Source organism: Bradyrhizobium neotropicale, assembly GCF_001641695.1.
Classification (GTDB): Bacteria; Pseudomonadota; Alphaproteobacteria; order Rhizobiales; family Xanthobacteraceae; genus Bradyrhizobium; species Bradyrhizobium neotropicale.
The window spans coordinates 39,762-59,150 of the sequence record NZ_LSEF01000123.1; the positions used below are offsets into that span (position 1 = coordinate 39,762).

16 protein-coding genes are annotated in these 19,389 nt (G+C 61.7%); 2 read left to right on the plus strand and 14 right to left on the minus strand.

The window, feature by feature from the left end; translation table 11 throughout:
* Nucleotides 1-37: 37 nt before the first annotated feature.
* The 4 genes from AXW67_RS44665 to AXW67_RS39130 form a co-directional block, all read right to left on the minus strand.
* On the minus strand, nt 38-967 hold the full coding sequence (locus AXW67_RS44665; protein WP_245315874.1) for a methyl-accepting chemotaxis protein: 930 nt from the start codon (nt 965-967) through the stop codon (nt 38-40).
* The gene (locus AXW67_RS44670; protein ID WP_245315876.1) at nt 964-2,055 is read right to left on the minus strand and encodes a hypothetical protein; all 1,092 of its coding nucleotides are present in this window, start codon (nt 2,053-2,055) and stop codon (nt 964-966) included. Before AXW67_RS44670 ends, AXW67_RS44665 begins: the two co-directional genes overlap by 4 nt.
* Before the next feature lie 209 nt (nt 2,056-2,264).
* Nucleotides 2,265-3,503: a CaiB/BaiF CoA transferase family protein gene (locus tag AXW67_RS39125; RefSeq protein WP_063682190.1), complete on the minus strand. Its 1,239-nt coding sequence runs from the start codon at nt 3,501-3,503 to the stop codon at nt 2,265-2,267.
* A complete protein-coding gene (locus AXW67_RS39130) occupies nt 3,500-4,456 on the minus strand; it encodes a hydroxymethylglutaryl-CoA lyase (RefSeq protein ID WP_063682191.1) in 957 nt (318 codons plus the stop codon). Before AXW67_RS39130 ends, AXW67_RS39125 begins: the two co-directional genes overlap by 4 nt.
* 291 nt (nt 4,457-4,747) lie before the next feature.
* Between AXW67_RS39130 and AXW67_RS39135 the strand changes: the two genes are divergently transcribed.
* A complete protein-coding gene (locus tag AXW67_RS39135) occupies nt 4,748-6,169 on the plus strand; it encodes an MFS transporter (RefSeq protein WP_245315878.1) in 1,422 nt (473 codons plus the stop codon).
* Between the two features lie 110 nt (nt 6,170-6,279).
* Here the strand turns inward: AXW67_RS39135 and purU are convergent, their stop codons facing one another.
* From purU to AXW67_RS39185, 10 genes are all read right to left on the minus strand, one after another.
* Nucleotides 6,280-7,164, minus strand: coding sequence for a formyltetrahydrofolate deformylase (gene purU, locus AXW67_RS39140; protein ID WP_063682192.1), 885 nt, complete (start codon nt 7,162-7,164; stop codon nt 6,280-6,282).
* 54 nt (nt 7,165-7,218) lie between these two features.
* Nucleotides 7,219-8,109 (minus strand): bifunctional methylenetetrahydrofolate dehydrogenase/methenyltetrahydrofolate cyclohydrolase FolD, encoded by an 891-nt coding sequence (gene folD / locus AXW67_RS39145; protein WP_063682193.1) that lies wholly within the window; start codon nt 8,107-8,109, stop codon nt 7,219-7,221.
* Between the two features lie 234 nt (nt 8,110-8,343).
* Entirely contained in the window at nt 8,344-9,138 is a 795-nt protein-coding gene (locus AXW67_RS39150; RefSeq protein WP_245315880.1) for an ABC transporter permease, read from the minus strand.
* Between the two features lie 11 nt (nt 9,139-9,149).
* Entirely contained in the window at nt 9,150-10,016 is an 867-nt protein-coding gene (locus AXW67_RS39155) for an ABC transporter permease (protein ID WP_063682195.1), read from the minus strand.
* Nucleotides 10,013-11,176: an ABC transporter ATP-binding protein gene (locus tag AXW67_RS39160; RefSeq protein ID WP_082908220.1), complete on the minus strand. Its 1,164-nt coding sequence runs from the start codon at nt 11,174-11,176 to the stop codon at nt 10,013-10,015. Before AXW67_RS39160 ends, AXW67_RS39155 begins: the two co-directional genes overlap by 4 nt.
* Nucleotides 11,146-12,207 (minus strand): extracellular solute-binding protein, encoded by a 1,062-nt coding sequence (locus AXW67_RS39165; protein ID WP_063682196.1) that lies wholly within the window; start codon nt 12,205-12,207, stop codon nt 11,146-11,148. The genes AXW67_RS39160 and AXW67_RS39165 overlap by 31 nt, the downstream gene beginning before the upstream one ends.
* Nucleotides 12,208-12,310: 103 nt before the next feature.
* On the minus strand, nt 12,311-13,990 hold the full coding sequence (locus AXW67_RS39170) for a hydantoinase B/oxoprolinase family protein (protein ID WP_063682197.1): 1,680 nt from the start codon (nt 13,988-13,990) through the stop codon (nt 12,311-12,313).
* Nucleotides 13,983-16,055, minus strand: coding sequence for a hydantoinase/oxoprolinase family protein (locus AXW67_RS39175; protein ID WP_063682198.1), 2,073 nt, complete (start codon nt 16,053-16,055; stop codon nt 13,983-13,985). The genes AXW67_RS39170 and AXW67_RS39175 overlap by 8 nt, the downstream gene beginning before the upstream one ends.
* Before the next feature lie 166 nt (nt 16,056-16,221).
* Entirely contained in the window at nt 16,222-16,998 is a 777-nt protein-coding gene (locus tag AXW67_RS39180) for an aspartate dehydrogenase domain-containing protein (RefSeq protein ID WP_063682212.1), read from the minus strand.
* Nucleotides 16,999-17,059: 61 nt separating this feature from the next.
* A complete protein-coding gene (locus AXW67_RS39185) occupies nt 17,060-18,298 on the minus strand; it encodes a pyridoxal phosphate-dependent aminotransferase (protein WP_063682213.1) in 1,239 nt (412 codons plus the stop codon).
* A 189-nt stretch (nt 18,299-18,487) separates the two neighbouring features.
* Between AXW67_RS39185 and AXW67_RS39190 the strand changes: the two genes are divergently transcribed.
* Nucleotides 18,488-19,384 (plus strand): LysR family transcriptional regulator, encoded by an 897-nt coding sequence (locus tag AXW67_RS39190; RefSeq protein ID WP_082905739.1) that lies wholly within the window; start codon nt 18,488-18,490, stop codon nt 19,382-19,384.
* Nucleotides 19,385-19,389 lie beyond the last annotated feature (5 nt).

The window sequence follows — 19,389 nt, forward strand, 5'->3', positions numbered from 1 at the left end:
ATTTGGATCGGCTGATGCTCGCCCCCTCACGCCGTCCTCAGATCCCCGACAAACCGATCCACGTCGCTGCGAAGATCGCTTGAGAGTCTTGCCAGCATCTCAGCCGCATCCAGGACTTCACCGGCAGCCAATCCCGTGTCGGCCGCCGCTTCCGATACGCTTGCGATATGACGCGAAACCTCCGTCGTACCCTCGGACGCCTGCTGGACGTTGCGCGCAATCTCCCGGTGGCGGCCCCCTGCTCCTCGACCGCCGCGGCGATGGCTGCGGCGATCTGGCTTACCCGCTGAATCGTCTCGCTGATCGACTGGATCGCTCGGACCGCTGAACCGGTCGCATCCTGAATCGACGAGACCTGGCCGGTTATTTCGTTCGTCGCATCCGCGGTTTGGCTGGCGAGATTCTTCACTTCGAGCGCGACCACGGCAAACCCTTTTCCGGTTTCACCTGCCTTCGCTGCCTCGATCGTCGCATTGAGTGCCAACAGGTTGGTTTGCTTGGCGATCCCACTGATCAGCTCCACCACATCCCCGATTCTTTGTGCCGCGTCGGAGAGCGCCTTAACCTCACGATTGGTCAGCTCGGCCTGCTCAGCTGCCGCACTGGCTGTTGCCGACGACTCCGTCACCTGCCTGTTGATCTCGCTGATCGACGCCGAAAGCTGCTCCGTTGCAGCCGCAACCGTCTGCACGTTGGCCGATGCCTCCTGGGACACGTTGGCGACTGCAACCGCCCTCGAACGTCCCTCCTCCGCAGTCGCCGACATCGATCGCGCCGTAGAATTCAGCTCATTCGAAGCCGAGGCAAGCGTGTGCAGCGATTCGGTAACGGTGCTCTCGAATTTCTCGATCAATCTTTCCACCGCAATCTGCCGACGCTCCTTTCCTTGCTGCTCCGCTTCCCTCTCCCGGGCAAGCCGGTCTCCTTCGATCATGCTGTCTCTGAACACGGTGACAGCGCGCGTCATCTCGCCAACCTCGTCGCCTCGATCCAGGCCGCGAGCTGGACGCCGTAATCTCGTTTTGCGAGACCACGCATCGCCAGGGCAAGATTGCGAAGCGGACCGGTAACCCGGAACTGAACCAGAGCGAAGCCGAACGCTGCGACGGCGACCGCCAACAGCATCATTCCCGCATCGGCGACGAGCCCCCACCTCGCCAAACTCATCTGTCGCTCGGCACGGGAAACCATTTCAGCCAATGCGACCGTGGTCACGTCGGAGCGCAGATCCTGGAGCGCCGATTCCAGCTTGGCTAGATCGGCATACTTCACCTTGATCGGTTGCCCATTGTTCAGGGAATTGATGTAGTCCTTGTGCTGCTCAGCCATCGCAATCGCGTCAGGCCGTTTCCATCTTGCGATTGAATCGACGATCGCCGGCGGCGCGTCGGATCGGGATGCAGCTTCCAGCACATCGTTCCAGGCACGATCGGCTCGACCGACGTCTTCCGCTGCGCCGACGATCTCGGTAACCGTCCACGGCTTTTCGGACGATGCCGCCGCCCCCATACGAATGATGACCTGCCCCGCCGCGTCGCGAGCCGCCCAGGCCGATCGCTTCATGCCGAGCAGATAATCGAGAACGGGATCGATGAGCCTGATACTTCCCTCGATCTCGTCGGTCAATTGGATAAGAGTATCGAGATAGGCCTGCGTCATTTGCGGGAATTGCTGCGCGAACGCCATCTCGCGCGAAGACTTTGGTTGGTGGATCGCAACGTCAGCTTTAGAGCGAAGCGTCGCCAGCGTTGCATGCGCAGCAAGCACCGCGCTCATCCGGGCGGTCAATCCGGGTTCTGAACTCCCGGCGAAGAGATCCTGCACTCTTTGATAGGCCGCTTCCGAGACCTCCCGATTGCTTGCGGCCCGCTTGTCCGCGGAAGCATCGGCCGTCCCTTCGGCGGCCAGCGCGGCCAGAATCGTCCCTCGCTCGCGGCGAAAACTCGAGACTGTCGCAAGCAGCTCCTCACTGACCGCCACCAGGCGCCCAACCCGCTGGGCGGAGTTGTTTCGGTCTAGGGCACCGCGAACCTCCATGGCGAGCTTGCCAATCAAAATGATCCCCAAAACGCTGATGACCAGACCAAGTATCGAGCGGTTTCGCGAGCATGTTGCCCCTGATTGCGAGAGTGACCGACCCACGCCAACGTGCACGAGGTTCTGGTTAGCGACGTGTTTCAGACCCAGGTATGAGCGAGCGAGAGCCCCACGCGCCGTTGGCTCCGGCGAGACCACCCGACCGATGCGATGCGGGTGTGGCTCTTCTAGGCGGCACCGCGCGTATCCGCCTGATCCGACGTTACCGGCGCAAGGACGCCTGAGGCGCGCAGAGTTACAATCTCGTCGTCTGAGTAGCCCGCTGCATGCAAGACCTCGTCAGTGTGCTCGCCGACGCGCGGCGGCTGGCGCTCGAGGCCCAATCTCGCGCGCTGGTCGCCAAACTCCACCGGAAGCGACGGAATCCCGACCTTGGGACCGCCGCCAAAGCCTGAAATCGCGGTTGCAAGCAATCCGCCATAGGCCAGCAGATGGGGATCGGTGGAGAGTTCGTCCGGCCTTCCGACTCGCGAATAGGCAACTCGTGCGGCCTCGCATTTCTCAAGAATTTCGGCGAGCGAAAGCTTCGCCAATCGCTGCTCGAGCTCGGGCAACATCCAGTCACGCGCATCGCAGCGTTTGGCGTTGCTCGAGAGCCGCTCGTCATCCCGCCATTCACCGAGAGCGAACTGATCGCAGAAGCGCTGCCAATGCCCGTCCGAGGTGCAGCCGATGAAGACCTGTCCTCCGTCGCTCGACGTGAAGACGTCATAGACGCCCCAGGCGTTCTTCCGCGCCGGCATCGGCGGCATCGGCCCACCGATCACCGCGCTTCCGACGATCACGGCGCCGAGCATGAAGGTCGCGCTCTCGAAAAGCGAACTCGAGACTTTTTGGCCCTCACCCGTGCGGTCCCGCTCGTGAAGCGCCGACAGCGCCGCCACGACGCCGAACACGCCACCGAGAATGTCGATGACCGGAGCCCCCGCCCGGAGCGGTCGTCCCGGCGGGCCGGTCATGTACGCCAGCCCCGACTGCATCTGCACGACTTCGTCAAGCGCACCACGGTTCTCGTAAGGGCCTTTCAGGAAGCCCTTCATCGAAAGATAGACGAGACGCGGATTGATCCTCCGCAGATCCTCCCATCCGCATTTCAGCCGTTCGATGGTGCCAGGCCCGAAATTCTCGAGGACGATATCGGCGTCCTTGACGAGGCGGTGCACGATGGCCTGTCCTTCGGCACGCTTCAGGTCGACCGCGATCGAGCGCTTGTTGCGATTGTATGTCGCGAAAAACCCCGCCGCGAATCCCGGGAGCCTCCTCGTCGGATCACCGTCCACGGATTCGATCTTGACGACATCTGCACCCAGATCGGCAAACAGGACGCCCGCGCACGGCCCCATGATGGTGTGGCCGAAATCCAGCACCTTGAGGCCAGCCAGCGGTTTCGGCGAGTCCGTCGTCATGCGGCGTTCCTTCTGAATGTGGCAAGAGTACCTGAACGGAGGGCCGCGCTCGGCAGGCTGTGTCCGACAATCCGCTCCGCCAACCGGGCGACCTCGATGAGGGCTTCCAGATCGAGCCCCGTCGAGATTCCCATCTCCTCGCAAAGCAGCGCGAGTTCTTCGGTGGCGATATTCCCGGGCGCTCCGGGCTGGCCGGCGAACGGACACCCGCCCAGGCCGCCCACGGCGGCATCGAAGCTGGTCACTCCGAGACGCAGCCCCTCATAGGCGCAGGCAATTCCCTGCCCGCGCGTGTCGTGAAGGTGCAGCGCGATCTTCAGTTCCGGCCAGCGGTCGCGAACCGCCCCGATCGCCGAGGCAACACGCCTGGGCGTCGCCCAACCCATCGAATCCGCGAGCGTAACGTCGTTGACCTCAATGCCGGCGTCGCGCGCGATTGCAAGCGCATCGGCGACCGTCTCGACGACCTTCGCCGTGGAGATATCGCCGGCGAAGTTGCATCCGAATGCCGCCATCACGATGATCTTGCCGATCGGCAGACCGGCATCGCGATGGACCTGCACATATCTGGTCATGGCCTCGATCTGGCCGGCGCGGTCGCGGTTGAGGTTCCTGATTGCAAAGGGCTCGGATGCGCTCAGCGAAATGAACCCCGCGAGGGTCAGCTTGTCCTTGAAGGCAAGCGCCCGACGTAGTCCGGCCTCGTTGAACCACACGGCCGAATATTCGATGCCTTCGCGCGACACGAAGCCGGCGAAGACCTCCTCCGCATCCGCCCAGCCGGGCACATGCTTGGCATTGACGAAGGATCCCACCTGGATGTGGGCGAGGCCACATCCAGAGAGTGCATCGACGAGGGCGATCTTGTCAGCCGTCCTGATCGGCCCCTTCTCGATCTGAAACCCTTCGCGCGGCCCTTCTTCACTGATGATGACGCGCTTTGGCAGATCCATAGGCCGTTGTCTCCCGAGCGTATTTGTTGATGATCAAACGTGGATGCCCCGCGTTCCCCTGACAATTACAATTTGGAGATTGGCTCGTTCTAGGAATCAGATGCCGGCTGCGTGGACCGCAACCGGAAGCCGCGCCCGTCCATCCGCCCAAGCATCTGGTTTTTAGAAGGCGCATATCGGATAGTTCTATTGGTGCTGCCGGAGCCTCTTCGGCATCCTGCCTCCCCAACAAGCAAGATGCCAATCTTGCGATCTCGGCCTCAAAGCAGGCCTCGAACGGGAGGACGGGACATGGTCGTGATGACCACCATGGCGGCTGACGCCGAGGTGCACGTGGACTCCGGCAGGGGGACCATCGAAGACATCGCCGGCCGCATGGAGCGGCTTCCGATGTGCCGCCATCTCTGGCGTCTGGTCGTCCTGATTTCGCTAGGCGGCTTCTTTGAGCTCTATGATCTCTTCTTCACGGGCTACATCGCTCCTGGACTGACGAGGAGCGGCCTGCTTGCAACGACGACGGCCAACTTCTTCGGCTTTCAGGGGATAGGCGCGTTCGTCGCCGTGACGTTCATTGGCCTGTTCATCGGCACGTTCTTTCTCGGCTTCATCCCGGACAAGCTCGGCCGGCGCTTCGTGTTCACCTGGGCACTGGTCATCTATACCGCAGCGACCGTGATCATGGCCTTTCAGACCACCACGGAAGGCCTGCTGCTCTGGCGCCTGCTCGCCGGAATCGGGCTGGGCGTCGAGGCGATCACCATCGATGCCTATATCACCGAACTCGTTTCGCGCCGCATGCGCGGACGGGCTTTTGCGCTCAACCAGACGATCATGTTCCTCGCGCAGCCGGCGGTCGCGCTGATGGCGTGGTGGCTGGTGCCGCAATCGCCGCTTGGCTTCGACGGTTGGCGCTGGGTCATCTGCATCGCGGCGTTCGGCGCGGTGATCGTCTGGTTCATCCGTCGCGCCGTTCCGGAAAGCCCCTTCTGGTTGTCGCAGAGGGGCCGGATCGCAGAGGCGGACGAGGTCCTTTCCGCGATCGAGGCCCGGGTCGAAAAGCAAATCGGCAGCAAACTGGCAGCGGCGAAACCGATGTTCATTCCCCGGTCCTCGACGACAGCGGCCCTGCCCGACCTCTGGCGCACTCCGTATCTTCCAATCGTCGTGACGCTTATCATATTCAACATCTGCCAAGCGTTCGGGTATTACGGTTTTTCGAGCTGGGCACCCACGCTCCTGATCGAGAAGGGCATTACGATCACCAAGAGCCTCGAATACTCCTTCGTCATCGCGTTTGCCGCGCCGCTCGCCCCGCTCATTGCGATGAGCTACGCGGACAAGGTGGAACGCAAATGGATCATCGTGACCACCGCTTTCATCATCGCATGCGCCGGGTACGGCTTTGCCGAATTCGTACAGCCTGCGGCCATCATCGCTTGCGGTCTTGCGATCACGTTTGCGAACACGACGCTGTCGTTTGCGTACCATGCCTATCAAACGGAAGTCTTTCCGGCGCGCATCCGCGCACAGGCCGCAGGCATCGTCTATTCCGCAAGTCGGGTCGGCGCGATGTTCTCGGGCTTCATCGTCGCTTTCGTGCTGCGCAATTCCGGCGTCTCAGGCGTCTTTGCGACAATCACGACGGCGATGGTAATCGTCATGCTGGTGATCGGCATTTTCGGGCCCAGGACCCGCGATCGGGTCGCCGCCTGACCAGGCCGGGAACCGCGAGCCGGCATCGCGTCGATAGAACGACGCGCGGTGCCAGCCGTTGAATGAGCCCGCCGCAAGCCCGAAGTTATCTTGTTCTGACCACCCGACCTTTAGCCCATTCGTTCCGCCGCATACGATCCCGGCGAGGCCGGAAAGACGACCGTCTTATCGTCGTTGACGAGCACACGGCGATGGATGTGCGCGTGGACGGCGCGGGCGAGAACCTGGCTTTCGACGTCCCTTCCCAGGCTAACGTAGTCTTCTGGGCTTTGCGCATGCGTGACTCGAATCGTGTCTTGCTCGATGATCGGTCCCTCATCCAGGTCGGCCGTCACGTAGTGGGACGTCGCCCCGATGATCTTCACGCCCCTCTCAAAGGCCTGCTTGTATGGGTTCGCGCCCTTGAAAGAAGGCAGGAACGAGTGGTGGATGTTGATTATCCGACCGGACATCTTCTTGCACATCTCATCGGACAGAATCTGCATGTAGCGCGCCAAGATGATGAGTTCGGCCCCGGCCTCCTCGACGATGCGCATCTGCTGAGCTTCGGCGTCTGGCTTGTTTTCCTTTGTCACACGGACGTAGTGGAAGGGAATGTCGTGGTTTACAACGAGCTTTTGGTAATCGAGATGATTCGAAATCACCGCGACGATGTCTATCGGGAGCGCGCTGATTCGCCAGCGGTACAGAAGGTCGTTCAGGCAATGGCCGAAGCGCGACACCATGATAACGACCTTCATCCGTTTCGACGCGTCGTGAATGGCCCACTTCATGTCGAACTGCTCGGCGACCGTCGGAAAGCCCTCGCGCAAAGTCGATAGCTTCGCGCCTTCCTGTGAGAGGAAGCTCACCCGCATGAAGAAGCGGTCCGTCTGCGCGTCGTCGAATTGCGAGCTGTCCGTTATGTTGCAACCGTTCTGCGCAAGAAACGTCGAGATCGCGGCAACGATCCCGCGCCTTGCCGGGCATGTAACGGTGAGGAGAAAACTGGCCATGAAGAGAACTCGAAGGGTTGCGGCTGTCGCCGGATGGTGAAGCGCTTGCGGCACTCAGGCCGTCAAGCCGACGGGTTCGGGGAGGTTTCTGGCTCGATGCGCCGCGGTCAGGGTGTTGACGAGCAGACACGCGATGGTCATGGGGCCGACGCCGCCCGGAACAGGCGTGATCGCGCCGGCGACGGAAGTCGCCTCGCCGAAGTCGACGTCGCCGACGAGACGGAACTTTCCGTCGCGTTCGACGCGATTGATGCCGACGTCGATTACGGAAGCTCCGGGCTTTATCCAATCGCCGCGGATCATTTCGGGCCGGCCGACTGCGGCGACGAGGATGTCGGCTCGCCGACATACCGACGGGAGGTCGCGCGTTCGGCTGTGCGCAACGGTGACCGTGCAATTCGCTGCGATTAGAAGCTGCGCCAGCGGCTTCCCGACGATGTTCGACCGTCCCACGATCACGGCCTCGAGGCCCGAAAGGTCGCCGTGGACCTCCTTGAGCATCATCATGCAGCCGAGGGGCGTACACGGCACCAAAGCCCGCTGTCCGGTCCCCAGAAGTCCAACGTTCGAGATGTGGAAGCCGTCGACGTCCTTGTGCGGTGCGATCGCGTTGATGACACGATCCGAATTCATGTGAGGCGGGAGGGGCAACTGAACCAGTATGCCATCAACGGCCGCGTCAAGATTGAGCTTCGCGATCAGCGCCAGCAATTCGTCCTCGGACGCATCGGCGGACAGGCGATGCTCGAACGAGTTCATTCCGACTTCGCGGGTCTGGCTGCTCTTGTTGCGTACATAGACTCGAGAAGCGGGATCTTCGCCCACGAGCACGACGGCCAGGCCGCAGACGACGCCGTGATCATCGCGAAGCCTCGCAGCGATCTCGGCCGCCCGGCGGCGGATCTGGGCCGCGGCGGCTTTTCCATCGATAATTCCACGTCTCATTACGCTGCTCCGATTATCTTGAACGAATGTCTGCCGCGATAATGCATATGGTTCACCCTTTCGCCTCACATCGATGAGGCCGTTCTCCAAGCGCTCTGGCCGTGCTTCCAACGCGCTTTGGCCCTCGCGGGCGCCAATGACGACAGCCGCTTCAATGCGCTGTCGATCTGGAAACCTCTTTACGGGCCGGGCTATTCCGCGCTGCTGTCTCGTATCGGCCCTGCACTCCGATGATCACTTTGAGACGGCCTTTCCGAGCCCGATGGCCCGCTCCACGATGAGCACGATGCCGAGCGTGCCGAGCACCAGGAGCGCCGAAACGGCGGCGACGAGCGGATCGGTCCAGCTCTCCACGTAATGGTAGAGCGAGACGGGGAGCAGTTTGAGCTGCGTCCCCGCGATGAACAGCGAAATCACGACTTCATCGAACGAAACGATGAAGGCTAGCGCTGCGGACGCGACGAGTGCAGGCGTCATGAGCGGCAGAGTGATCTGACGAAAGACCTGCCACGGCGCCGCGCCGAGCGTTCCAGCGGCATCTTCGACGAATGAGGGCATGGTACCGAGGCCCGTCATCAGCACTCTCAAGGCATAAGGCAGCGTAATGACCAGATGCGCAATGACGACCCCGGGCCAACTGCTCACCAGGCCGTATCCGGCGAATATGACGAGGATGGCGAGGCCCAGGACGATGCTTGGAAGCAGGAGCGGCGCGGTGAACAGGGAAATCAAGGCGTCTTGCCCCCGAAAACTCCATCGCGTCAACGCCACAGCCGCAGGCATCGCGACTACGAGCGTTATGACGGTCACGCAAGCCGCGATCAGCAGGCTGTTCCGAAAAGCCGTCACCATCTCTTCGTTGTGAAGAAGAGCGACGTACCACCTGGCACTCCAGGCCGATGGTGGCCAGGCGACATAGGCGTCGGCGGAGAATGATATGGGGAATACGAGGATGACCGGCGCAAGCAGAAACATCAGTATCAAAATGATGCTCAGTGCGTGAACACCTCTCGCGATCTTTGGCAGCACGACCGAGCCCCCTACTCTACGATCTTGGAAAGTTGGCCGTAGAACAGCAGGGCTGTTCCGAACACGATCAGAATCAGGACGGACAAGCACGCGGCAACCGGCCAGTTCAACGTGACGATGGCTTGGTCGTAGATCTCGGTCGCCAGCAGCGCGACCCGCCCGCCTCCCAGCATCTTGGGCGTAATGAAGCTGCTCACCGCGAGCACGAAGCATAGAAGGCACCCGAGCAGAATTCCCGGCATGCTGAGCGGGAGAACGATCCGGCGGAATACGGTAAAAGGGCCGGCTCCAAGCGTCTCCGCGGCCTGCTCCAGCGTCGCATCCAGCTTTCCGAACCCGGAGAGGAGCGACAGTATCATGTAGGGCATGAGGATTTCGGTCATGCCGATGATGACGCCCAGCTGATTGTTGATCAATCGCGGCGGCGTCAGGTTGAACGAACGCAACATAGCCGGCAGGAAGCCCTGGTCGCCGAGGATCACCATCCAACCGTAGGTACGTACCACGGCCGAGATCAACAGCGGCGAGATGCAGAGCACGATGAGAAGCGCCTTGGCCCTTGTCGCACGGCTGACGAACAATGCGAGAGGATAGGAAAGCACCAGCGCGACGAGCGTGATCAGCGCCCCGATCCAGACCGTTCGCCACAACATCGACCAGTAGTATGCGTCCGAGATCAGTGAACTCCAGGTCGAGAGATTAAAACCCTCGATCATCGCTCCCGTAGCCGCCGCACTGCGGAACGACATGGCTGCGAGATTCGCCACGGGCGCGACGAAGACCAGGATGTTCACGAGAACGATCGGGAGCAGGAGGGCGGACAGCAGCGATCTCCCTCCGCGCTTTGCGTCGTTCGCTTCGAGCGCGGAAACGGTCATCCGGTCGCCTCCGAGGAGAAGGAGAGCGTGTCGCGCGTTTTCCATCGCAGCGCGACGGAATCGCCGGGCTGAAAGGGATCCGTCGCTGAGCTCGTGGCCTTTTCGACCTGCAACAGACCGCCTGCCGTCGCGACCGCATATTGGAGCGTATCCCCGACGTAGGTGATGTGCCGGATGGTTCCGGCGACCATGTTCTCTTCCGGCGATCCCGCGCCTGGCTCGCCGGCCGCTGCCAGATCGATGCGATGAGGGCGGATCATGATGAGGACGCGCCCTGTACCACCGTTCGCGTTTGCTCGGATGAGAGAATCGCCCACTGCGATGGCGCCATCGTTACGCCATTGTCCTTCCAGTCGGTTGATGCGCCCGACGAACTCCGCCACCATCGGCGTGGCCGGCCTCTCATAGATATCGAGGGGAGTTCCGATCTGCTCCAGCTTGCCGCGGTTCATCACGACGATCCGGTCGCAGATTGCCATGGCTTCCGTCTGATCGTGCGTGACGAAGACGGTGGTCATCCGCAAGCGCTGCTGTATCTCCCGGATCTCGTTGCGCATGTTGTCACGCAACTTCGCATCGAGATTCGAGAGAGGCTCGTCCAGCAGCAGAATATCGGGTTCCACCACCAGCGCGCGGGCGAGCGCGACCCGCTGTTGCTGGCCGCCCGAAAGTTCGCGCGGCTTGCGATCCGCTACGCCGTCCAGGCGAACCATCGCGAGCGCCGATGCAACCCGCGTTGCGATATCAGGCTTTCTCACCTTGCGCATTTGCAAGCCGAACGCGACGTTCTCCGCGATGGTCATATGCGGGAACAGCGCGTACGACTGGAACATCACCCCCATGTTGCGTCGGTAGGTCGGCAGGTGGGTGACGTCCTGACCGCCGACCCTGATCGTACCTGACGTCGCCTGGACGAGGCCGCTGATCATCCGAAGGGTCGTGGTCTTGCCGCAACCCGACGGTCCCAAAAGGCCGAGCAACTCGCCCTGCCCAAGCGAGAAAGACAAATCGGCCACCGACGGCGCGAAGCTGCCGTACCGCTTCTCCAAGGCTTCAACCTCTAGATACAATGTCTTTCCGTCGCCTGCGCGACGCCCCTGCGGTGGATGCCGATTTTGGAACGAGATGCCTAGCTGCGGCTGATCACGTTCCTGCGCCATTGCTCGGTGATCTTGTCCCTGAACTTGGCGACCTCGATCCAATCCACGTCGATCATTCGAGCCATCCGCTCCGGCGTGGTAGCGGTCCGTTTCCGCGCGTCCTCGGAAATCGACGCGTTCTTGTTCGTTGGAACGTAGGAGAGTTCTTCAGTGAACCTCGATTGCGCTTCCCCGCTCAACGCGTATGACATGAACTGGAGGGCCGCCTCGGGCTGCTTGGATCCGTTGACGAGATTGATGGTGTTGATCTGGGAGATCGAACCTTCCTCGGGCATCACCGCCGCCATGCGATCCGGATTCTGCTTCGAAATGGTCTGCGCGCGCGCATTGTATCCGACACCGAGATCGACGACGCCGTTCGCCACTGCTGCATAGGGATTGGGCTTTGGATCCCAGGTCTGCACGAGCGGAGCCATCTCGGCCAGCAATTGAATCCCCTTGTCGATCGACTGGCGATAGTCACCACCTCCGGCCAGCTTGTTGGCAATCAGCGTCAGTCCAACCCCCACCAGGTTCGGAGGAGCATCGATTGCGATGCGACCCGCATGCTTCTTGTCCCAAAGCTCCTTCCATGATGTCGGCGGCGATGGAAACTTGCCGGGGGCATACATCAGGACGAGCGCGTCGAACGTCACGGCGGGACCAGGCACTCCCTGGATCAGGGCCGCGGGAACCAACTCCTTCATCACCGGAAGCTGTTCCGCGGTCACGGGCTTGTAGATGTTTTCGTCTCCGCCGGCCTTGGCGACCACCACGTCCATGATGCAGACGTCGATTTGAGGCGCCGCCTTCTGCGCTCGGAGCATCCCGAGGTTTTGGGCAGACGTCGGCATTCCCATGTAGTCCACGCGGATGCCGGGATTTGCCTTCATGAAGGGCTCGATGACGGTTCGCTTGTAGATATCTTCGAAGATATCGCTATAGGCGGCGACCGTGATCTTCCTTTCCTGAGCACTTGCCTTGCTGAGCCACGGCGCGGCTACACCCAGGGCGCCAAGAGCCAGAACCTTGCGTCGCGTCAAATTCGGCATGGAATTCTCCTGTCTCACGTTGAACAATGTATGGTCACGCCCGTCTTCGGGGTCTTGTATCTCGCGCTGCCCAGACACCTCCGGACAGGTCTCCTGCTCGCGCTCAAGACGCTTTGGGATAGTATCGTTTCACGAATTCCTCAGAGAATTTGCCGGAAGCGAGGTCTTCCTGGACCGCTGCAGCGCCCCGCTCGGCCGGCGGACCGTAGCCGCCGGCTCCTGCAGTCTCGAGCACTGCAACAGCATCGGGCTCCAGGCGCACGCAGCAGGCCTTGGCGGCAAGTTCCGTGACCTGGCCGGCATCCGAGCGAATGTAAAACCGTCCTGTAGCGCCATCTTCACCACCGAACAGTCCCCAGGGCTTGTGAACGAAGCGTTCGCCGACACCGTTGAACTCGCAGACGTGACCGATCGGCCGAATGGTGCGCCGGATGCCCAGGCCGCCGCGGAAGCGGCCGGCACCACCGGTGTTCTCGATCAACGAGTATTCCTCGACGCGGAGCGGGTATTCGAGCTCGATGGCCTCCACGGGCAGGTTGGAGGTGTTGGTGATGTTGACCTGGACGCCGTCCTTGCCGTCGAAGGTCGCGCGCGCGCCCATGCCGCCGCCGAGCGTCTCCAGATAGACGTAGAGCTGGGCGGTTCGAGGATCTATTCCGGCAAACACGGCGCTGGTATTTGCACCGTTCGTGCCCGCGACCACGCGGTCCGGCACTTGCTCGGCCAGGGCGCCGAATACGCAGTCAACGACCCGTTGACAGGAGTTGGCACGCAAGGCAACCGCGGCCGGAGCGATGCAGTTCACGAACGAAGCGAGAGGCGCCTTGATTTCGATTGCATCGAAAATGCCCTGATTGTTCGGCACGTTGGGGTCGAGCAGGGCTTTGAGCGCGTAGCACACCGCCGACTGGGTCGCGTTGAAGACCATGTTGAAATTGCCGGGGACCTGCGGATCGCTGCCTTCGAAGTCGAAGAGAATGCGATCGCCGGTCTTCTCGATCTTCACCGCAATCTTGATATCGTCGGTGCCCGCGCCGTCATCATCCATGTAGTCAGTGAAGGCGTAGACACCGTCGGGAAGCGACGCAATGGCCTTCCTCATCCGCTTTTCGGTGCGTGCGATCACCTCGGAGAAGATCGCCGAAATCCGGTCGCCACCATGCTCGCGCAACATGTCCTCGAGCCTGGCGACTCCGAGCTTGCAGGCTGCAATCTGGGCGTTGAGGTCGCCCCGGCGCTCCTCCTCCAGACGCATATTGAGCAGCAGGAGGGTCAGCAGATCCTGATCGAGCACGCCCCTGGAATAGAGCCGCATGATCGGAATCCGCAGTCCTTCCTTGTAGATCTCGTTGAGGCCTCCCGACATCGAACCGACCGCCGCGCCGCCGACATCGGCGTGGTGGATGATGTTGGCGACGAACCCGATGAGGCGTGCACCTTCGAAGACGGGCATCGCCATGTTGATGTCCGGAAGATGCGTACCGCCCGCGACGTGCGGATCGTTGGCGATGAAGACGTCGCCGGGGTGGATATCACTGCCATATCGGTCCAGGATGAACTTCGTCAGGCCGCGCATCGATGCAAGATGGATCGGCAGCGCCATTTCCGCCTGCACGACCAGCCTTCCCTGCGCATCGGCAATGGCTGTGGAATGGTCATGGCGCTCCTTCACGTTGGTAGAGAACGCGCTTCGCATGATGCTGATGAAGCATTCGTCAGCAATCGACTTCAGGCCATTCCAGGAGATTTCGAGCGAAATCGGGTCAATCACGATCTCAGACATTGTCGATCTCCATGATCATGTTGAGGGCGGCATCGACCGTGATTTGGGCCCACGGCGGGATCACCGTGGTCGAGTCGAGCTGCGTGATGATGGCCGGGCCCTTGATGGCGGTTCCAACGGGAAGGCCGGAGCGGTCGAACATCAGCGTCGGAACGGGCCCGGCTTCGTCGAACCAGACGTCCTTGGTATCGGACGGCGCGAGCTTTCTGACGGGATTTTCCGTCGCCGACTGGCTCTGCGGCAGCTTGGCGATCGTCCGAAGCCGGATGTTCACGATCTCGATCGGCGCTTGCTGGTCGTAGTGGCCGTAGGCCCTTAAGTATGCCGCAAAGAATGCCGCGCGCAGCTCCTCGGCAGCCGGCAAGGCCGGCGCACCCGAGCCGCTTGCGACCTCAACGGCAAGCTCGTAGTTCTGGCCGACATAACGCATGTCCAGCGACAGGACGAGACGGTTCTCGAGAGCGCCCTCGCCTTCCTGGGCGAGCCAACCCTCTCCCTGCTTGACAAGGTCCGCGACGACATTTGCGGCGGTTCCCATGTCCCCGCCGACACGAACTCGGCAGCTCGCTACGAAGTCTTCCTGCAGATCCGACATGATCAGACCTTCGGCGCACAGAATTCCCGGAGCGTGCGGAACGATGATGCGCTTGATGCCGATCGAGCGCGCGACGTCGGCGGCGTGCAGCCCGCCCGCGCCGCCGAACGGCATGAGGACGAATTTGCGCGGATCGTATCCTCGTTCGATCGTCACCGCCCGAATGGCACGGACCATATTGGATGTGACGATCCCCACGATGCCGAGCGCCGCCTTTTCCACGCTGAGCCCGAGCTCGGACGCGGTCGGTGCCACGGCCTTGACTGCGAGGTCGCGATCGATGGTCATGCCTCCGCCGGTGAGCGTTACAGGCAATCGGCCGAGAATGACGTTGGCGTCGGAGACGGTCGGCAGCGTGCCGCCGCGGCGATAGCAGGCCGGTCCCGGCACGGCCCCGGCGCTTTCGGGGCCGACCTTCAGGAGCCCGTCACTGCCCAGCCGAGCGATGGATCCGCCGCCCGCGCCAACCGTGTGAATGTCCACCATCGGCAGCCGTATCCTGAATCCCGAAATGTCCCGGGTGCTCGCGATGGCGGTCTTGCCGGCCTGGATCAGGCAGACGTCCGTGCTGGTCCCTCCGATATCCAGGGTGATGATATCGGGAATATCGGACATCGCGCCGGCACCGGCTGCACCGACCGCTCCCGCGGCAGGCCCTGAGAGTGCGGTGCGAACCGGAAATTGCGCGGCCCTGTCGACTGACATCAATCCGCCGCTGGACTGGAAAATGCCGAACTCTGCGTTGGGCGCGACCGTCCCCACCTCGAGCTTCAGGCGGTTCATGTAGCGTCCCACCTCGGGCTGGAGGAACGCATTGATCAGCGTGGTCGAGAACCTTTCGAACTCGCGAAACTCCGGCTGCACCTCGCTGGAAACCGAGACGAACACGTTCGGAAACGCCTCGCGCAACGCGGCCGCGATCCGCTTCTCGTGCGAGGGGTTGAGGAACGAAAAGATCAGGCAAACCGCGACGCCCTCGATCTCCGGCTGCTTCCTCAATTGCGCCACCAGAGCATCGATCGAGGTATCGGCTAGTTCGCGGACGACCTCGCCGGTCGGGCCGATGCGCTCGTCGATCTCGAAACGAAGCGCACGGGAAGCGAGCGGCCGAGGCGCGTCTAACTGCAGATCATAGATGTGCGGCCGAACCTGACGGCCGATCTCGACGAGATCGCGAAACCCCTTGGTTGTGACCAGCGCCACCCTCGCGCCCTTCCGCTGCAGCAGCGCGTTGGTCGCGACGGTGGTCCCGTGCGCGAAACGCGTGATGGCGCCTGGATCGATCTCGTATTTCTCGGTCAGCTCGCGCAAACCATGCAGAACAGCTCGCGAGGGATCGTCCGGTGTCGACGGCCTTTTGTGAATCAGGACGCGGCCTGTCGTCAGATCTCTGGCCGAGAAATCGGTAAAGGTACCGCCGACGTCGACGCCAACGACCCAATTTTGACGAGAGCTGTTCTGCTGAAGCATTGTCGGCCTGCCTATCCGCCCCACATTGACTTGAATGCTTGAATCGTCGCGGCGTCTGCCCAAAGGCGATCCTCGAAACGCGCAATGATCGATGACGATTTCATCAAGGCTGCATGAACCGGGGTCCTGTTTGGCGTGCCTGTCGAGGAAATTGCCATCGTCTCTCTCAGCTGCTGACGATTCCGCTGGAAGCCAGAATGCGCCGCACCGACCCCGCGGCTGATTTGGGAGTGTAGGCCCCCGTCACGCCGCCAAGGGAGTGCGATGCAACCGAGAAGTCCCAGGCGAAACCTTGCCCCGAAACTAGAATGCGATGACGCATCTCGTCAGTCCCGGGCTTCGCCACGACAATACTCTTGGTCCGGTCGAAGCCGATGCCCGCGATTGCGATAGCGGCATGCACGTTCACGTTTCTCGGAAATTTCCGGCAGGCTTCCCGAGCACTGCCCTCGAAGACGACGCCGGAGACGCTGTTCTCAAGGCCCAGCCCCGCAGCGCTTTTTGTCGTGGTGATCGTGACGTCTTCGATGACGTCACGCCCATCGACGAACCCATCAAGTCCCAGGATTGCGCCGTGAGGCAGAAAGAACTGTGTGCCGTTCACGCGGCAACTTTCTTCGACAGCGCGTTCTGCTTCGGGCCGGGCAAGGGCGGAGCAGCTGAACCCGCAAAGATCGGCAGACGCCAGGACACGCGGCGCGACAGCCGCCAGCACGTCAGCGTGAGCCGCTTCGACCACGAGGTCGACCGGCTGCGCCATTGCCTCGTCGAGGTCGGACATCAACAATGCCGGATCCAGGCCATCGAGATCGCGCTCGGAAGCGGCTTTTGCGCCGGACACCAGGACGTACGCAACTTCAGCCACTTGGGAACGAGCAACTTCGCTATAGACGGATCTTCCGATCAGGCCCGCGCCGATGATGCCAATCTTGCGATACTTCATCACGAGTAACCTGTCGTTAGGAGTGGACCGCCCGCCCGGGCGCCCATGTATGGCGATGTGATCACGCACTCCGCGCAACACGTCGAACGCGATATCGCTCGATCAACGCAGCGACTCGTTCCACCGCAGCGACGGCCGCTTCGTGATCCTGCGAGTAGTTGAACCGGATGCTCCCGAAACTGTGCGGACCGAACTCCGCTCCCGGCGTCACGGTGACGCCGGCCTGCAGCCGCAAGGCGCGGACGAAATCGATCGCGCTAATTGTCAGCTCTGGAAGTCTTGGAAACAAATAGCTGCCAGCCTCGGGCTTTCGCAGCGCAAGTCCGTCAACCCGACCAAGGATGGCGATCAGATCATCGCGGATTGCCTGATGCCGCTGAATGCGATCGCGCATCCAGTCTTCCGGCTCGGCAAGCCAGACGTTCAGAACGGCCTGGCTGTAACCTGCCGCGCGCAGCGAAACGATGGCTTGCAGCTTGGCCATGCGCTCGACGATCGACGCCGATCCGAAAGCCACGCCAAGCCGAAAGCCGCTGAGCGACTCGGTCTTCGACGGCCCCATGATCGTGATCAGATTCTCGCGGGCTACCGATTTGGCCCGGAGATGGCTGTACGCCTGCCCCGCGTAAAGCAGGCGCGAGTACAGCTGGTCGACAATGACCGTCGCGCCGAACTTGCCGGCCAATCGGGCGATCGCGCCAATCTCCTCATCCGAGTAGACGACGCCCGTCGGATTATTGGGATTGGAGAAGACGAGAACCCGAGCCCCATCCCGGAATGCCGCTTCGAGCTGATCGAGGTTCAGACCCGCCCGGCCGGCCGACCCGAGATAATCCATCTCGACGGGGACGAGGACGCCGTCAAAGAAGCGGACCAGTTTCCGATTGGCAAAATAGTCCGGCTCGACCACGGCCACCTTTGTCCCCGAGGCGACGGTCGCACCCATGGCGAGGAAGAGGGCGCCCTGCGTTCCCGGCGTCACGATCAGGTCTTCGGCCGCCGAGAGGGGCGCGCCGGTAAAGATGCCCAGCCTCTCCGCAACCGCGTCACGAACCGCGGCATCGCCGAGATACTCGGTGTAGGCCTGGGATCCGCCGCGGCGATAGCCTTGCAGAAACGCGTCCAGCGCCCCCGGAGCCGGCAGAAACGCGTCGACGTCGCCGTGAGAAAAGTCGACCGGCCCGCCTTCGATCACACCGCCGAGAAAGGCACCGTCAGAAGATGTCGCGGTTAGCCGGACCTCCTGGCCAGGAGCATTTTCGGTTGCGAGCTCGGCGAATTTTCTCTGGATCGAATTCATCATACGCTCGCCACCGTTGCCCATTGATCCGCCAATCGCTGACTGCTAGTTGGGCATCGCACGCTCAAGCACGTGGGCCCTCTTTGCCGCGGGGATCAACCCATCCCTTAATCGGTAGTACTTGCTTGATTACGCTCCAAGAAATAAAAACTGGCTCAGTGACCCTGTTTTCATTTGGCGGCGTTTTGGATGAGAAACTTGCCTCCTCTGAGCGGGCTTCAGGCGTTCGAGGCCGCAGCGCGGCATCTGAGCTTCACGGAAGCCGCAAAGGAGCTGAATTGCACACAAGCCGCAGTCAGTCAGCGTGTACGCGGGCTGGAATCCTACCTTTCGCGGCAACTGTTCGTACGCAGGCAAAATGGACTGCAACTGTCCGAGGTGGGCGAAGCCTACCTTCCGGGTGTAGCCGAAGCACTGAATCTCGCAGCTGCAGCAACCGAGGGGCTGCGTGGCAAGAATGTGCCTCGCACCGTGACCTTATCGGCTCCCCTGTCGTTCGTTACGTTATGGCTTGCCTCCCGGCTCGATGGGTTTCTGAGCCAAAACCCGAATATCGAGATTCGCCTGAATAGTGCGATCTGGACTGACCCGAACGCTGAGCTGGCTGACATCGTCGTGGAAGTTCGCGACGCCTCGGAGCTGGACGCCGATACCCCTCATTTGCCCAATGAGACCCTGGAGCTGGTCTGCGCGCCGGCACTCATTGGCTCGCTTTCCACGACAGCGCTGCAAGACGTGCTGGACTCATCGAGGAAGATAGTCGTTCAGGGTCGACACAACGTCTGGCAGCGCTGGGCGACCAAGCTGGGCATCAATCTGGAGGGCGACGTTCCCGCGCTGAAGGTGGACAATTCCGCGACCGCGCTCGAAGCCGCTGCCCAGAACCTCGGTTTCGTCGTCACCTATTCGTCCTATTGCCAGCCGTATCTGAAGGACGGACGTCTTGCGACCTGGAGCAAGGCCAAGGTTCAGACCACGCTTTGCCTCGCACTCACCGGTTCGCCCGACAAACCTTCGTGGCATCCCGCGCACAAGGTTTTTGATTGGCTGAAGCAGGAGTTTCAAAAGGGAAAGTCGACGCCGTAAACCCG

Coding starts and splice junctions, on each gene's coding strand:
- AXW67_RS39130 (WP_063682191.1), bottom strand. CDS start 4,456: ATGGATCTGCCAAAGCGCGTCATCATCAGTGAAGAAGGGCCGCGCGAA.
- AXW67_RS39155 (WP_063682195.1), bottom strand. CDS start 10,016: ATGACCGTTTCCGCGCTCGAAGCGAACGACGCAAAGCGCGGAGGGAGA.
- AXW67_RS39160 (WP_082908220.1), bottom strand. CDS start 11,176: ATGGCGCAGGAACGTGATCAGCCGCAGCTAGGCATCTCGTTCCAAAAT.
- AXW67_RS39190 (WP_082905739.1), top strand. CDS start 18,488: ATGAGAAACTTGCCTCCTCTGAGCGGGCTTCAGGCGTTCGAGGCCGCA.
- purU (WP_063682192.1), bottom strand. CDS start 7,164: ATGGCCAGTTTTCTCCTCACCGTTACATGCCCGGCAAGGCGCGGGATC.
- AXW67_RS39135 (WP_245315878.1), top strand. CDS start 4,748: ATGGTCGTGATGACCACCATGGCGGCTGACGCCGAGGTGCACGTGGAC.
- AXW67_RS39180 (WP_063682212.1), bottom strand. CDS start 16,998: ATGAAGTATCGCAAGATTGGCATCATCGGCGCGGGCCTGATCGGAAGA.
- AXW67_RS44665 (WP_245315874.1), bottom strand. CDS start 967: ATGACGCGCGCTGTCACCGTGTTCAGAGACAGCATGATCGAAGGAGAC.
- AXW67_RS39175 (WP_063682198.1), bottom strand. CDS start 16,055: ATGCTTCAGCAGAACAGCTCTCGTCAAAATTGGGTCGTTGGCGTCGAC.
- AXW67_RS39185 (WP_063682213.1), bottom strand. CDS start 18,298: ATGAATTCGATCCAGAGAAAATTCGCCGAGCTCGCAACCGAAAATGCT.
- AXW67_RS39165 (WP_063682196.1), bottom strand. CDS start 12,207: ATGCCGAATTTGACGCGACGCAAGGTTCTGGCTCTTGGCGCCCTGGGT.
- folD (WP_063682193.1), bottom strand. CDS start 8,109: ATGAGACGTGGAATTATCGATGGAAAAGCCGCCGCGGCCCAGATCCGC.
- AXW67_RS39170 (WP_063682197.1), bottom strand. CDS start 13,990: ATGTCTGAGATCGTGATTGACCCGATTTCGCTCGAAATCTCCTGGAAT.
- AXW67_RS39125 (WP_063682190.1), bottom strand. CDS start 3,503: ATGACGACGGACTCGCCGAAACCGCTGGCTGGCCTCAAGGTGCTGGAT.